This window comes from Streptomyces sp. NPDC006798 (genome assembly GCF_040635975.1).
Classification (GTDB): domain Bacteria; phylum Actinomycetota; class Actinomycetes; order Streptomycetales; family Streptomycetaceae; genus Streptomyces.
On sequence record NZ_JBEYIS010000001.1, the window covers coordinates 233,576 to 249,671 of the forward strand.

Here is a 16,096-nt window from a genome sequence, read left to right on the forward strand (position 1 = left end):
ATGATCCCGTTGTCCTTTGCCCAGCGCCGGATGTGGATCCTCCACCGGATGGAAGGCCCGTCGGCGACGTACAACCAGCCGTTCGTGCTCCGCCTGGAAGGGCCGCTCGACCCGGCGGCCCTGGCCGCGGCGGTGACCGATGTCGTGACCCGGCACGAGAGTCTGCGCACCCTGGTCGCCGAGGACCCCGACGGCAATCCGGAGCAGCGGATCCTCGGCCCCGAAGAGGCCGGAACCCGGTTCCGGGTGGTCGATGTGGCCCCGGACCGGGTGGACGCAGCCGTCCACGAGGCCGCCCGGGAGGTCTTCGACCTGCTCACCGAACCACCCCTGCGGACGACCGTGTTCCGGACCGCGCCCCGGGACCATGTGGTGGCCTTCGTCTTCCACCACATCGCCGCCGACGGGGCGTCGATGGCACCCTTCCTGCGGGATCTGATGACGGCGTACGAGGCCCGCCACCGGGGGCGGGCACCCGAATGGACCCCGCTCCCGATCCAGTACAAGGACTACACCCTGTGGCAGCGGCAGCTGCTGGGCGACGAAGCCGACCCGGAGAGCGTCGCCGCCGGTCAGCTCGCCTACTGGCGCGACGAGCTGACCGGCGTACCGCAGCCACTGCAACTGCCCCTCGACCGGACCCGGCCCCCCGTCGCCGGACACCACGGCGGCGCCGTCCCCTTCGCCCTCGCACCCGAACTCCTGGCCCGGCTCCAGAAACTGGCCGTCGACCGGGGAGCCACCGCCCCCATGGTCGCCCAGGCCGCCCTGGCGGTCCTGCTGCGGAAACTGGGCGCGGGCGACGACATCACCATCGGCAGCCCGATCGAGGGCCGCGCCGACGAACAGCTCGACGATCTGATCGGCTTCTTCGTCAACACCTGGGTACTCCGCGCCGACCTCAGCGGAGACCCGGCGTTCGGCGAACTCCTGGAGCAGATCAGGGAGAAGGCCCTCGCCGCCTACGACAACCAGGACATCCCCTTCGAACGACTGGTCGAGGTACTCGCCCCGGACCGTTCCACCGCCTACCAGCCCCTGTTCCAGACCGCGTTGGGCTGGCAGTTCGTCTGGCCCGAGATCACCATGCCGGGCCTGCGGGTCACCCCCGTACCCGCGAGTACCGGCACCGCCAAGTTCGATCTCTTCTTCAACATCGTGCCGACCGCGGCCGGTGGCGCCCACGGGCTCCTGGAGTACGCCACCGAACTCTTCGACCACACCACGGCCACCGGCTTCGTCGACCGGTTCATCCGCGTCCTGGAACAGGTGGTCGACGACCCGGCGATCCCCGTCGCCGCGATCGACGTCCTCTCCGCCGAAGAACGCGACCGGCTCCTCCACACGGCCAACGACACGGCCCGCGCGGTGGCCGACACCACCCTGCCCGACGCCTTCGAGGCCCGGGTCCGGCAGGACCCCGCCGCCGTCGCCCTGATCGGCGAGACCGAGACCCTGAGCTACCAGGAGTTCAACGAGCGGGCCAACCGGCTGGCGCACTGGCTCGCCGAACACGGCGCGGGCCCGGAACAACTGGTGATGGTACGGCTGCCGCGCTCGGTGGAGCTGATGGTGGCGATCTACGCCGTCCTCAAGTCCGGCGCCGCCTATCTGCCCGTGGACCCCGAACTCCCCGCCGACCGGGTGCGCTATCTGCGGGACGACGCCCGGCCGCTGCTGACCCTGGACGACACCCTGCCCGACGTCTCCGGATACCCCCCGGCCGACCCGGAACGCGCGCTCTCACCCGACAACACCGCCTACGTCGTCTACACCTCCGGCTCCACCGGAGCACCCAAGGGCGTCCAGATCACCCACCGCGCCGCCGCCAACATGCTGGCCTGGCGCGCCGACCGGTTCCGGACCGGCCCCGGCGACCGCACCCTGATGAGCTCGTCCGTCGGCTTCGACGCCCTCGTCCCGGAAGCCTTCACCGCCCCGCTGACCGGAGCGGCCGTCGTCATCGCCCGCCCCGAAGGCCAGCGCGACCCCCGCTATCTGGCCGAACTGATCCGGCGCACCGGCGTGACCGGAGCCTTCTTCGTCCCCTCCCTGCTCGAAGCCTTCGCCGCCGAACCCGCCGCCGCCGGGTGCGTCACCCTGCGCTGGCTGGAAGCCGGCGGCGAGGCATTCCCCGCCGACCTCGCCGACCGGGTCGCCGAACTGCTCCCCGGCTGCGAGATCCACAACCTCTACGGACCCACCGAGGCCGCCGTCGAGGTCACCGCCGCCCGCCACACCCCCGGCGCCGAACGGCTGCCGATCGGCGCGCCCGCCTGGAACACCCGGCTGTACGTACTCGACCCGGCGCTCCGCCCGGTCGCGCCCGGAGTCGCCGGTGAGCTGTATCTCGCCGGTACCGGCCTCGCCCGGTCCTACCTCGGACGGGCCGCCCTGACCGCGAACCGCTTCGTCGCCTGCCCCCACGGCGCGCCGGGCACCCGGATGTACCGCACCGGGGACCTGGTCCGCTGGACCCGCGACGGCCGGGTCGAATACCTCGGCAGAACCGACGTCCAGATCAAGATCCGCGGCTTCCGGATCGAACCCGGCGAGATCGAACACGCCCTCATGGCACACCCGGGAGTCGACCGGGCCGCCGTCGTGGTGAGCGAGACGCCGCGGGGCGGCCGACGCCTGGTGGGATACGTGGTGCCCGCCCCACGGGCCGCGACCGCCGACGCCGACGCCCAGGTGGACGAATGGCGGGACCTCTACGACGACACCTACGCCGACCCCGGCGACGCGGAGTTCGGCGAGGACTTCCGCGGCTGGAACTCCAGCTACACCGGCGAACCCATCCCCCTCGACGAGATGCGGGAGTGGCGTGACGCCGCCGTCGCCGGGGCGCTGCGCTCCGCGCCCCGCCGGATCCTGGAGATCGGGGTCGGCTCGGGACTGCTGCTGGGCCGGATCGCCGACCGGGTCGACGAGTACTGGGGCACCGATATCTCCGCTCCGGTCGTGGACCGGGTCCGGGCCCAGGCCGACCGGGCCGGACACGGCGACCGCGTCCACCTCACCGCCCGGCCCGCCGACGACACCACCGGACTGCCCGCCGGCCGGTTCGACACGATCATCCTCAACTCCGTGGTCCAGTACTTCCCCGACACCGGCTACCTGGACCGGGTCCTGAGCCGGGCCGTGGAACTGCTCGCCCCGGACGGCCGGATCGTCGTCGGCGACGTACGCAACGCCGGCACCCGCCACCTCCTGCACACCGCGATCCAGCGCGCCGCCCACCCCCACGCCTCCTACGAGGAACTGCGCACCCTCGTCAGCCGGGAACTGCTGGCCGAACGGGAACTCGTCATCGCCCCCGAGTGGTTCACCGACTGGGCCGCGGAACACTCCGCCGCCGTCGACATCCGGCTGAAACCCGGCCGGGCCCACAATGAACTCACCCGGCACCGCTACGAAGTCGTCCTCCACAAGAACCCCGCCGGGACCCTGGACCTGGCCGCGATACCCGCCGTGCCCTGGGCCGGACCCCTCACCGATCTCACCGACCTCGCCCGCCTCACCGACCGCACCGGCGGACCGGTCCGGGTGACCGGCATCCCCAACGCCCGGCTGGCCGCCGAGGCCGCCCTCACCGCCGCCGCCGGACTCCTCGGCCGGACACCCCCCACCGGCGCCCCCGTCGACCCGGAGGAGCTCGTCCGGCACATCCGCGAAAGCGGCGCGGAAGCACTGATCACCTGGTCCGGCGAGGACGCCCGCCACTACGACGCCGTACTCCTGCCCGGACCACGGCACGACTCCGCCGACCGCGTCCACGGCACCTACGTCCCCGGCGGCCCGCCCGGCCGGCCCCGGGCCAACGCCCCCGTACTCGCCCGGTCGATCGGCCCCCTGCTCGGCGAGATCACCGCCCACCTCCGGTCCCGGCTCCCCGACTACATGGTCCCCACGGCGCTGGTCCCCCTGCCGGAGCTGCCGCTCACCCCGAACGGAAAGCTCGACCACCGGGCCCTGCCCGCACCCGACCCCACCCGGACGTCCACCGGCCGGGCCCCGCGCGACTGGCGGGAGGAGACCCTCAGCGCCCTCTTCGCCGAGGTACTGGGCGCGGAGAGCGTCGGCATCGACAACGACTTCTTCGCCGCCGGGGGCGACAGCATCCGCTCCATCCAGGTCGTCGCCCGGGCCAGGGCGCGCGGGATCGAGGTCAGCACCCGGGAGATCTTCGAACACCGCACCGTCGCCCGGCTCGCGGAACTGGCCCGCGACCGTACGGCGGACCGCCCCGCCCTGGCGGAGCTGCCCGGCGGCGGTACCGGACCGGCGCCCCTGCTGCCGACGGCGGACCATGTCCTCGGCCTCGGCGGACGCCTCGGCCGGCTCTGCATGTCCGGGCTGCTCACCCTGCCCGACGACATCGACCGGGCCGGACTCTCGGCCACCGTACAGACCCTGCTGGACCGGCACGACATCCTCCGGTCCCGGCTCGACCGGGACCGGCCCGGCTGGTGGATCGCTCCGCCCGGGACCACGGCGGCGGAGGACCTGCTGCGCGAGGTCCCGTACGACGGCACCGACCTCCAGGCCGAACTCGACGCCGCCGCCGACCGGCTGGACCCGGAGAACGGAACGACGGCGCAGTTCGTCCGGTTCACCTCCGCCACCGGCCCGGACCGGCTGCTGATCGTGCTGCACCACCTCGTCGTCGACGGCGTGTCCTGGCGGATCCTGGTCCCCGACCTCGTCGCCGCCTGGCAGCGGATCCGCGACGGCCGCCCCCCGGCACCGGACACCGCCCCCGGCACCTCGTTCCGCCGCTGGGCGCACGCCCTGGCCGAGGAGGCGCTGACCCCGGAGCGGACGGCGGAACTCCCCGCATGGCGGCGGATCCTGGCGACCGACGAACCGGTGCTCGGGACCCGGGAGATCGACCCGGCGCTCGACACCGCCGCCACCGCGGACACCGTCCGGGTCCGGGTCCCGGCCGAGGTCACCAAGGCCGTACTCGACACCCTGCCCGCCGTCTTCCGCGGCGGCCCCGACGACGGACTGCTGGCCGCCCTGGCCCTGGCCCTCGCCCAATGGCGCCGCGCCCGCGGCGTCCCCGACGCCCCGGCGCTGATCCGGCTGGAGGGCCACGGCCGCGACGAGGACGCCGTACCCGGTGCCGATCTGGCGCGGACCGTCGGCTGGTTCACCGCCATGTATCCGGTACGGCTGGACCTCACCGGCCTCGACCCGGCCGAAGCCCTCGACGGCGGACCGGCCGCCGGCCGGGCCGTCAAAGCCGTCAAGGAGCAGCTGCGGGCCGTACCCGGCAGCGGCATCGGCTACGGACTGCTCCGGCGGCTCAACCCGGAGACCGCCGCCGTACTCGCCGGGGACCGGGAACCGCAGATCGGCTTCAACTACCTCGGCCGGGCGTCCGGCGCCGACATCCCCGAGGAGCTGCGCGGCCTCGGCTGGGCACCGGACCCCTCAGGGCCCGGACTGATCGCCGCGCCCGACGCGGACCTGCCCGTACTGTCGGCACTGGAGATCAACGCGGTGGCCGTCGACACCGGTGACGGCGACGAGCTGACCGCCCACTTCGGCTTCGCCACCGGGGTGCTCTCCCGGGCCGACGTCACCGAACTGGCCGAGCTGTGGGTCCGGGCCCTGACCGCCCTGGCCCGGCACGCCGCCACCCCCGGCGCCGGTGGACTGACCCCGTCGGACGCGCCCCTGGTCCCGGTGGACCAGGCCGAGATCGACACCTGGGAGGACCGGTACGGCCCGCTGACCGAGATCTGGCCGGTGACCCCCGCCCAGTCCGGGATCCTGTTCCACTCGATGCTCGCCGGATCCTTCTTCGACGCCTACCACGTCCAACTGGTCTTCCATCTCTCCGGCGATGTCGACCCGGACCGGATGCGCCGGGCCGGACAGGCCCTGCTGGACCGGCACGACAACCTCCGGGCGGCCTTCGCCGAGCGGGCGGGCGGCGACGTCGTCCAGATCGTGCCCGCGGGCGGCGTGACCCTGCCGTGGCGGTATCTCGATCTCACCGGCCACGGCGAACCGGAGCGGACCGAACTCTTCGAGGCGTTCCTCACCGAGGACCGGGCCGCCCACTTCGACCCCGCCGTCCCCCCGCTGATCCGGCTCGCCCTCGTCGTCCCCGGACCCGGCCGGGCCGAACTCGTCCTCACCGTCCACCACACCCTCTCCGACGGCTGGTCGTCCCCCCTGCTCATGCGCGACCTGCTCCTGCTCTACGCGTCCCGCGGCGACGCCACCGGACTGCCCCCCACCCGGAGCTACGGCGAATTCCTCGCCTGGCACGCCCGGCAGGACCGGGAGGCCTCGGCCCGCGCCTGGGCGGCCGAACTCGCCGGAGTCGGCGAGCCGACCCTGCTCGCCGCCCCCGAAACCGGCCCCGGCGACGGCCTGGACCAGATCGAGATCGGCCTGCCGCCCGAACTGTCCGGCACCCTCCACCGATACGCCGCCGACCAGGGCATCACCGTCAACACCCTGGTCCAGGGCGCCTGGGCACTGCTGCTCGGACAGCTCACCGGCCGCCGCGACGTGGTGTTCGGCGCCACCGTCTCCGGCCGCCCGCCCGCCGTCCCGGACGTCGAATCGATGGTCGGGATGTTCATCAACACCCTGCCCGTCCGCGTGGAGTACGCGCCCGGTGACACCTTCGCCGAACTCGCCACCCGGCTCCAGCACCGCCAGGCGGGCCTCCAGGAACACCACTACTACGGGCTCACCGAGATCCAGCGGGCGGCCGGCCCCCGGAACCTCTTCGACACCCTGGTGGTCTTCGAGTCCTACCCCGTCGACCGCGAGGGCATCGGCGCCGCCGGCGAGGCCGCGGACGGTATCGCCTTCACCGGACTGCGCCCGTCCAACGGCACCCACTACCCGCTCGCCCTGATGGCGGCGGCCGATCCGCACCTCCACTTCCTGCTCCAGTACGCGCCCGGCGCCTTCGACCGGGAGACCGTGGCGGCGTACGCGGCCCGCTTCGTCCGCCTCCTGGAGCAGCTGGCGGCCGACCCCGGACTGCCCGTCGGGCGGCTCGACCTCCTCGACCCGGCCGAACGCCACCGGCTGCTCGTCCGCCTCAACGACACGGCCGCCCCCACCCCGGACACCACGATCGACGGGCTGGTGGCGGCCCAGACCGCCCGCACCCCGGACGCGGTCGCCGTCGTCGCCGGCGACGACACGCTCACCTACCGCGAACTGACCGCCCGCGCCGACCGGCTGGCCCGCGCCCTGACCGGCCTCGGCGTCGGCCCGGAGTCGCTGGTCGCGGTCGCGCTGCCGAGGACGGCCGAACTGGTGGTCGCCCTGCTCGCGGTGGTGCGGGCGGGCGGCGCCTATCTGCCGGTCGACCCCGGCTACCCCGGCCACCGTACGGCCGCCGTCATCGACGAGGCCCGGCCGTGTCTCGTCCTCACGGACTCCGCGACCGCCCCCCTGCTGCCGGGACACGAAGCGCCCGACGTCCTCCTCGACACCCTCGGCCCGGCCGCGTACACCGGCGGCCCCGGCCGTCCGCCCCGGGCCGGGCAACTGGCCTATGTGATGTACACCTCCGGCTCCACCGGGCGGCCCAAGGGCGTCGCCATCACCCACGCCAATGTGGTCAACGGCGTACTGCGGCTCGCCGCCCGGCTGGGCATGGCCCCGGGCCACCGGCTCCTCGCCGGGACCTCGGTCAACTTCGACGTCTCCGTATTCGAGATCTTCACGACCCTCGCCACCGGCGGCACCGTGGAAGTCGTCCGGGACGTCCTGGCACTCGGCGAGCGGAACGGCTGGAGCGGGGACGTCATCTCCACCGTGCCCTCCGCCTTCGCCGAACTCGTCGACGACATCTCGGACCGTACGCGGGTGGGGACCGTGGTCTTCGCCGGTGAGGCCCTGCCTCCGGCGCTCGTCGAACGGACCCGGGCCGCCTTCCCCGGCGTACGGATCGTCAACGCCTACGGGCAGAGCGAGTCGTTCTACGCCACCACCCACACCGTCGACGGCGACCCGTCGGGCGACCGGCCCGGGGGCGTACCCGTCGGCACCCCGCTCGGCAATATGCGGACCTATGTCCTCGGCCCCGGACTGGTCCCCGTCCCCCCGGGCGCCGTCGGCGAGCTGTACGTCGGCGGAAACGTGGGGCGCGGCTACCAGGGCCGGGCGGCGCTGACCGCCGAACGGTTCGTCGCCGACCCGTTCGGCCCCGCCGGAGCCAGGATGTACCGTACCGGCGACCTGGCCCGGGTCGACGCCGGGAACCGGCTGGAGTACACGGGCCGGGGGGACGCGCAGATCAAGGTACGCGGATTCCGGGTCGAACCCGCCGAGATCGAGGCCGCCCTCACCGCGCACCCCGGGGTCGCCCGGGCCGTCGTCGTCGCCCGTGCCGCGTCCGGCGACGGGACCGGCCCCGGCTCCGGCACCCGGCTGATCGCCTACGCCGTGCCCGCCGGGACGGAACCGGCAACGGATCCGGCAACCGACACGGGCCCGGCGACCGGCCCGGCAGCCCTCCGGGAGCGGCCCACCGGCGATACCGCCCGGCCCGGCACCGGTGAGTTGCGCGCCTTCGTCGCGGCGCGGCTGCCCGACTACATGGTGCCGTCCGCCGTCGTCCTCATCGACCGGCTGCCCCTCGCCCCCAACGGCAAACTGGACCGGGCAGCCCTGCCCGAACCGGAGTACGCCGGGACGGCCTACCGGGCTCCCGGCACGCCCCGCGAAGCGGCCCTGGCCGCCCTCTTCGCCGAAGTGCTCGGCGTGGACCGGGTCGGCGCCGACGACGGCTTCTTCGCACTCGGCGGGCACTCCCTGCTCGCCACCCGGCTGATCAGCCGGGCCCGGGCCGAACTGGCGATAGAGATCCCCATCCGCAAGGTCTTCGACCTGCCGACCGTGGCCGCGCTCGCCGCGTGGACCGAGAAGTCGGCCGCCCCCCGCCGGCCCGGCCTGCGCAAGATGTTCGCAGAGGAGTAGAGGCGATGATTCCGCTTTCATTCGCACAGCGCCGTATGTGGCTACTGCACCAGCTGGAGGGCGGGTCGGAGAACTGGAACATGCCGGCCGCGTTCCGGCTCACCGGCCCCCTGGACCACACCGCCCTCACCGAGGCGATCCGCGACGTGGTCGACCGGCACGAGATCCTGCGCACCGTCTACGGCACGACCGGTGACGGCGAGCTCCACCAGCGGATCCTGCCGACGGCCGAGGGCGCCCCGGAGGTGCCGCAGACCGAGATCGCGCCCGAGGACGTGGCCGCGGCGGTCGCCGAGGCCGTCGCCCACCGGTTCGACCTGGCCGCCGAGCCCCCGGTCAGGGTGAACCTCTTCCGCTGCTCGCCCGAGGAGCACGTCCTCGTCCTCGTCGTGCACCACATCGCCACCGACGGCGCGTCGGGCGCGCCACTGGCCCGCGATCTGGCCACCGCCTACACCGCCCGCCGCGACGGCCGCGCCCCCCGCTGGGACCCGCTGCCCGTGCAGTACAAGGACTACACGATGTGGCAGCGCGAGGTACTGGGCGACGTCACGGACCCGGAGAGCCTGGCCGCGACCCAGATCCGCTACTGGCGCCAGGAACTCGCCGATGTGCCGCAGCCACTGAATCTGCCCCTGGACCGCCCCCGGCCGGCGACACCCACCGGGCGGGGCGCCACCGTCGACCTCGGCGTGGACCCCGAGGTGACGGCCGCCCTCCAGCGACTCGCCGACGAACGCGGGGCGACCCTGTCGATGGTCCTGCACACGGCGCTCGCGGTACTGCTGCGGCAACTCGGCGGCGGGGACGACGTGACGATCGGCGGCTCCATCGCCGGACGGACCGACGAAGCCCTGGCCGACCTCGTCGGCTTCTTCGTCAACACCCAGGTCCTCCGGGTGAGACTCGACGGCGACCCGGCCTTCACCGAACTCCTCGCCCGGGTCAGGGACAAGGCACTGGCGGCCTACGAACACCAGGACGTCCCGTTCGACCTGCTGGTCGAGGCGATCAACCCGGTCCGCTCCACCGCCTACCAGCCGCTGTTCCAGGTGATGCTCGGACTGCAGAACTACACCAGACCCGAACTGGAACTCGCCGGGCTCACCCTGGCGGTCGAACCGCTCGCCCCGACCGCCGCCAAGGTCGATCTGTTCCTCAATCTGACCGCCGACGGCTCCGGCGCCCTCCGGGGCGACATCCTGTACGCCACCGAACTGTTCGACCGCGAGACGGTCGAAGCCTTCGCCGCCCGCTTCGTCCTGGTCCTCACCCGGATCGCCGCCGACCCCGGGCTGCGCGCGGGCGATATCAACATCCTGCTCCCGGGCGAGCGGCGACGGCTGCTGGAGGAGGCCAACGACACCGCCGAACCCACCCGGGACCACGGCCCCGCCGAGGCCGTACGGGACCTGGCCCGCACCGACCCCGGGTCGATCGCCGTGATCGCCGGGGAGGAGACCCTCACCTACCGCGAACTGGACACGCGATCCAACCGGCTGGCCCACTGGCTGGCCGACCGGGGCGTCGGCGCCGAGGCCCGGGTCGCCGTACGGCTGCCCCGGACCACCAACCTGGTGGTGGCGCTCCTGGCGGTGGCGAAGGCCGGGGGCACCGCCGTACCCCTGGACCCGGACGGCCCGCCCCGGCGGACCGAAGCCCTGCTCCGGGACGCGGACCCCGCACACGTACTGGACGCGGACACCCTCGACGGCGCCGGCCTCGCGCACTGTCCGGACACCGCCCCGCGGACCGCCGTACGGCCCGGAAACGCGCAGTACATCACCTACGTCCCGGGCCCCGACGGGACACCGAGGGGCGTGGTGATCACCCGGGGAGCGGTGACGAACCTCCTCGCCACCGCGGCGAGCCGGTTCCCCCTGGCGCCCGGGGACCGGATGCTGTTCGGTACGACGCCGGCACACGACGGCGCCGACGCCGAGCTGTTCCTCCCCCTGCTCACCGGCGCGACCGCCGTCCTGGCCGACCGGGACACACTCGCCGACCCCGCCGCCGCGGCGGCCCTGATCCGCCGCCACCGGATCACCGCGGTCCGGTCGGCACCCGCCTTCTGGCGGACCCTGCTGCGCCACGAACCGCATGCCGCGAAGGACCTGCGGATCGTCATCGGCGACGACATCCCGCAGGCCGGACAGGCCAGAACCCTCACCAAACAGGCGGCGGGCGTGCTCCAGGTGTACGGCCCGGCCGAGACGGCGGGCTGGTGCGCCGGGGCACGGCTGACGGTCGGGGCCGGAACCCCGATCGGGACCCCGGCGGGGAACACCCGGGTCTATGTCCTCGACGCCCGGCTGCGCCCGGTACCGCGCGGGGTGCCCGGCGAGCTGTACGTCGCCGGTACCGGGACGGGCCGCGGCTACCACGGTCGGCCGGGGCCGACCTCGGAGCGGTATCCGGCCTGCCCCTTCGGCCCGCCCGGCGGCCGGATGTACCGCACCGGGGACCTGGTGCGCTGGGACGCCTCGGGCCGGCTCGAACACCTCGGGCGGACCGACCGGCAGCGCCGGATCCGGGGCTGCCGGGTCGAGCCGGGGGAGATCGAGCGGGCCCTGACCGGTCATCCCGGGGTGGCCGACGCGGTGGCCGTGGTGCGGGAGGACCGGGACGGTGCCGGACGCGTGGTGGCCTATGTCGTCCCCGGGCCCGGAGCCGGGCCGGACACGGGGGCGGCGGCCGGGCCGGACAGGGAAGCGGCTGCCGGGCCCGCAGCCGGGGCGGACGCCGGCCGGGCCGGGGCGCTGCTCGCCGAACTCCCCGGCCGTCTGCGGGAACACCTCCCCGAACCGATGCTGCCGACCGTCCTGATCCCGCTCTCGCACCTTCCGCGCACCCCGGACGGGGAGCCCGACGCCGACGCCCTCCCGGCGGAGGCGACGGATACCGGGGCCGGCCGTGAGACCGGCACCGGGAGGGGGCCGCGCAACTCCCACGAGGAGAAGATGTGCGCCCTCTTCCGTGAGCTGCTCGACGTCGAGAGCGTCGGCATCGACGACGACTTCTTCGAACTGGGCGGGCACTCACTGCTCGCCACCCGGCTCAGCGCCCGGATCCGCGACGAGTTCGAACTGGACCTGCCCCTGCGGACGATCATCAAATACCCGACGGTGGCGGAGCTGGCGGCACTGATGCTCATCACCACACCCGAGCAGCTGTCCGATCCGTTCGGCGTCGTCCTGCCGCTCAACAACGACCCCGGTACGGGCCGCGAACCGCTGTGGTTCCTCCACGGAGGAGGCGGGCTCGGCTGGGCGTTCTTCAGCTTTGTGCTGCACGTCCGGGACCGGCCGGCCTATGCGCTGCAGTCCCGGGGCTGGAACGGGACGGACGCCCTGGCGGCCTCGGTACCGGAGATGATCGAGGACTATGTCGACGAGATGGTGAAGATCCAGCCCGAGGGTCCGTTCCATCTGGTCGGCTGGTCCTACGGCGGTACGGTCGTCCAGGCCGTCGCCGAGGCCATCGACCGCCGGGGGCGGGAGATCTCCTTCGTGGCCGTACTGGACTCCCAGCCGGGCGGAGAGTACTTCAAGAAGATCCATACCGGAAGAAAGGTATCGGACTACCGGGAAGAACTCGAAGAACACTTCGGCGAGTACATGGGAACCGAGAACCGGAAACAGCTCGTGGACACCATGTCGAGAATTCTGGCCAATAACGCCGCCATCATGTCCGACTTCGAATCACCGGTCTACCGGGGCGATGTGCTCTTCTTCAACGCCACACTGGAGGAGAACACCTACGCCCATCTCTGGCGGCCCTATGTCCTCGGCGCCATCGAGGTACACGATGTACGCGCCGTCCACCATGAACTCCATATGCCGGGACCCGTGGCCGAGATCATGGCGGTCATCAACCGGAAGCTGGCGGCATGACCGGACCACGGAATCCCGGCACCCGGCCGGACGGCCCGGCCGCACTGCTCTGCGTACCGTTCGCGGGGGCGGGCGCCTCGTTCTTCCACCCCTGGCGGGCCTGGTCCGCCGGCCGGTGGCGGGTGGTGCCCTTCGAACTGCCCGGCCGGGAGCGGCGGATGCTGGAGACCCCGTACCGGAAGGTCGCCGAGGCGGCCGGGGCCGAGGCCGGCGGTATCGCCGCGGCCCTGGGCGAAGGGGCCCGGACCGTCCTGTTCGGGCACAGCCTGGGCGCGGTGCTCGCCTTCGAGCTGACGCGGCTGCTGAGCGCCCGCGGCATCCGGGTCGAGCTGCTGGTCGTCAGCGGCTCACCGGGGCCGTGGACCCAGCGGGAGCGACGGGCCACCGGCCTGCCCGACGAGGAGTTCCTGGCCCGGGTCGAGGAGTTCGCCGGATTCCGGCACGAGGCCCTGGACCATCCGGAGATGCGGGAGCTGATCCTGCCCGTACTGCGGGCCGACTGTGAGATGCACGAGAACTACGTCCCGGACTCCGGCGCCCCGGTGCCGGTACCGATCTGCTCGCTGCGCGGCGGTTCCGACGGGCTGGTGACCGCCGACGAGGCGCGCCAGTGGCGGGACGCGACAACGGCCGCCTTCCGCTACCGGGAGCTGCCGGGCGATCATATGTATCTGGTCGACCGGGGCCGGGAAGTGCTGGATGTGATCGCGGCGGAGTCCGCTCGCGGCTGACGGCCCCGCCGTCGCGGCGCTGTCCCGTCAGCGGGACAGCGCCGCCGGGAACGGGATCCGTACCGATATCCCTTGCAGCGCCTTTCCTCACCCAATTACGTTGGCGGGACGAAGGCCCGGAAGAACCCTTTCGATTCACCTCGTCGGCTCATGAGCCGACGACGGCACCATTCCGGCCCGCCGGTCCACTGAAGACCCGACCGGCCCGTCGCGGCCGGAAACCGGAATTTCCGTTCGACGGAGAAAGGACAGGACTGGCGATGTCACTCGCGCAGGAGATGGCGGCGCTGTGGGGCGAGTACCTCGACAACCGTGAAGTCGGCCCGGACGACGACTTCTTCGCGCTCGGCGGCAACTCGCTCATCGGAATCAAGATCATCGAACGGGTGACCCAGGAGTACGGCGTCGAGCTGTCCGTGCGCGACTTCTATCTGGCGCAGACCCCGGCCCGGGTCGCCGCCCTGATCGAGCGGGGGAGGAGCGGGACATGAGACTGAACCCGGGCCCCGCCCGCGACATCGACCTGGACCGGATCGACCTGTTCGACCTGGACCTCTACTCCTCCGGCGATCCCCATCCCGTCTGGGACGCCATGAGGCTCCGGGCGCCCCTGCACCACCAGGTCCTCCCGGACGGCCGGGAGTTCTGGTCGGTGACCCGCTACGACGACGTCTGCCGGGTACTCGGCGACCATCGCGAGTTCACCTCCGAACGCGGCACGGTCGTCACCCACCTCGGCACGGACGACGTCGCGGCGGGCCGGCTGATGACCTCCACCGACCCGCCCCGGCACACCCAGGTCCGCCGGGCGATCGGCCGCCACCTCACCGCCCGGGCGGTCGCCCCCTGGGAGGAGCGGATCCGGCAGGCCGTCGTCCGCTTCCTCGCCCCCGCCCTCGACGGCGAACCCTTCGACCTCGCCGAACAGGCGCTCCGTCTCCCGGCGATCGTCACCGGCCCCATCCTGGGCATCCCGGAACGGGACTGGGACGAACTCGTCCGGCTGACCGCGATGGTGACGGCACCCTCCGACCCGCACTTCCGGCTGGGCGGCGAGGCCGCGACCCTCGCCATCTCCCACCACGAACTGGTCACCTATGTCACCGAGTGGGTCAAACGGCGCCGGGCCGACGGCGGCGCCGACGGCAGCCTCCTCGACCAGCTGATGACGGTACGCGCGGGCGACGCGCCGCTCACCGACGAGGAGATCGCCCTCGACGGCTACAGCATCCTGCTGGGCGCCAATGTGACGACCCCGCACACCGTCTCCGGCACGGTGCTCGCCCTCGTCGAACGACCCGACCAGTTCGAGAAGGCCAGGGCCGACCCGTCACTCGTCCCCAACCTGGTCGAAGAGGGGCTGCGGTGGACCTCGGCCGCCTGCAACTTCATGCGGTACGCCGTACGCGACACCCGGATCGGCGGCGGCACGATCCCCGCCCGGGGTGCCGTCGTCGCCTGGATCGGCTCGGCCAACCGCGACGCGACCCGGTTCGCCGACCCCCACACCTTCGACCTCACCCGGAACGCCAAGGCCCAGATCGCCTTCGGCTTCGGGCCCCACTACTGCGTCGGGGCCCCCCTCGCCCGGCTCACCCTGCGGATCTTCTTCGAAGAACTCCTCCGGCACACCGGCACGATCGAACTCGACGGCGAACCCGAACATCTGCGCTCCTACTTCATCGCCGGGATGACCCATCTCCCCGTCGTCGCCCGGAAACGCGCCGCGCCATGACCACCGGCGCCCCCGACACGCCGTCGCCGTGGTTCGTCCGGCCGCGCCCCACCGGCCACCCGGCCCGCCTCTTCTGCTTCCCCTACGCCGGATCCGGCGCCTCCGCCTTCAGCGCCTGGCCCGCCGCCGTCGCCGACGCCGAGGTCTGCCCGATCCAGTTCCCCGGCCGGGAGAACCGCCTCGCCGAACCCCACTACGGAACCTACGAGAACCTGGCCGCCGAACTGGCCGGGCCGCTCGCCCCCCGGCTCGACCGGCCCTTCGCCCTCTTCGGCCACTGCGCCGGCGCCCTGCCCGCCTTCGAGACCGCGGTCCGGCTCACCGAACAGGGCCTGCCCCGGCCGGAGCGCCTCTTCGTCTCGGGCCAGCCCGCGCCGCACGACGCGTCGTACGACCGGATGCTCACCATGACCGAGGACGAACTCCGGGCCGAACTGGAGTCGGTCGTCCGCGGCCGGGGCATCGCACCCCGGCCGGACATGATCGAGCTGGGGATGGCCGTACTCCGCCGCGATCTCGCCGCCGCCCGCGCCTACCGGCGGACCGAACCGGTCGCCGCGGGCTGCCCCATCGTCGTACTGCACTGGCGCGACGACCCCCTCGGCCTCGACCGGCTCCAGGGATGGCGCCGGTACGCCGACTCCGTCGCATTCCACGTCATCGACGGCGGACCCCACGACTTCATGAACGCCCCCGGCGAACTGCTGAGACTGCTCGGCTCCTGGCGGTGAGGACACCGACGCCCCAAGCGCCCCTGACCCGCGGACACC

Annotated in this window: 6 protein-coding genes; all 6 read left to right on the forward strand. The window is 73.1% G+C overall.

Annotation, left to right across the window (positions count from 1 at the left end; all coding sequences use genetic code 11):
* The 6 genes from ABZ714_RS01070 (at position 1) to ABZ714_RS01095 (ending at position 16,057) form a co-directional block, all read left to right on the forward strand.
* Positions 1–8,967 carry an amino acid adenylation domain-containing protein gene (locus tag ABZ714_RS01070; RefSeq protein ID WP_358822986.1) on the forward strand — a complete coding sequence of 2,989 codons (8,967 nt, stop codon included), beginning with the start codon at positions 1–3 and terminating at the stop codon, positions 8,965–8,967.
* Between the two features lie 5 nt (positions 8,968–8,972).
* Complete coding sequence (locus ABZ714_RS01075) at positions 8,973–12,860, forward strand: amino acid adenylation domain-containing protein (RefSeq protein ID WP_358822987.1); 3,888 nt, start codon at positions 8,973–8,975, stop codon at positions 12,858–12,860.
* The gene (locus ABZ714_RS01080) at positions 12,857–13,591 is read left to right on the forward strand and encodes an alpha/beta fold hydrolase (RefSeq protein ID WP_358822988.1); all 735 of its coding nucleotides are present in this window, start codon (positions 12,857–12,859) and stop codon (positions 13,589–13,591) included. The genes ABZ714_RS01075 and ABZ714_RS01080 overlap by 4 nt, the downstream gene beginning before the upstream one ends.
* A 260-nt stretch (positions 13,592–13,851) precedes the next feature.
* Positions 13,852–14,082, forward strand: coding sequence for a phosphopantetheine-binding protein (locus ABZ714_RS01085; RefSeq protein ID WP_358822989.1), 231 nt, complete (start codon positions 13,852–13,854; stop codon positions 14,080–14,082).
* On the forward strand, positions 14,079–15,326 hold the full coding sequence (locus ABZ714_RS01090) for a cytochrome P450 (protein WP_358822990.1): 1,248 nt from the start codon (positions 14,079–14,081) through the stop codon (positions 15,324–15,326). Before ABZ714_RS01085 ends, ABZ714_RS01090 begins: the two co-directional genes overlap by 4 nt.
* Positions 15,323–16,057, forward strand: coding sequence for a thioesterase domain-containing protein (locus ABZ714_RS01095; RefSeq protein WP_358822991.1), 735 nt, complete (start codon positions 15,323–15,325; stop codon positions 16,055–16,057). The genes ABZ714_RS01090 and ABZ714_RS01095 overlap by 4 nt, the downstream gene beginning before the upstream one ends.
* The last annotated feature ends 39 nt before the right edge of the window (positions 16,058–16,096 follow it).

Coding starts and splice junctions, on each gene's coding strand:
- ABZ714_RS01080 (WP_358822988.1), top strand. CDS start 12,857: ATGACCGGACCACGGAATCCCGGCACCCGGCCGGACGGCCCGGCCGCA.
- ABZ714_RS01070 (WP_358822986.1), top strand. CDS start 1: ATGATCCCGTTGTCCTTTGCCCAGCGCCGGATGTGGATCCTCCACCGG.
- ABZ714_RS01090 (WP_358822990.1), top strand. CDS start 14,079: ATGAGACTGAACCCGGGCCCCGCCCGCGACATCGACCTGGACCGGATC.
- ABZ714_RS01075 (WP_358822987.1), top strand. CDS start 8,973: ATGATTCCGCTTTCATTCGCACAGCGCCGTATGTGGCTACTGCACCAG.
- ABZ714_RS01085 (WP_358822989.1), top strand. CDS start 13,852: ATGTCACTCGCGCAGGAGATGGCGGCGCTGTGGGGCGAGTACCTCGAC.
- ABZ714_RS01095 (WP_358822991.1), top strand. CDS start 15,323: ATGACCACCGGCGCCCCCGACACGCCGTCGCCGTGGTTCGTCCGGCCG.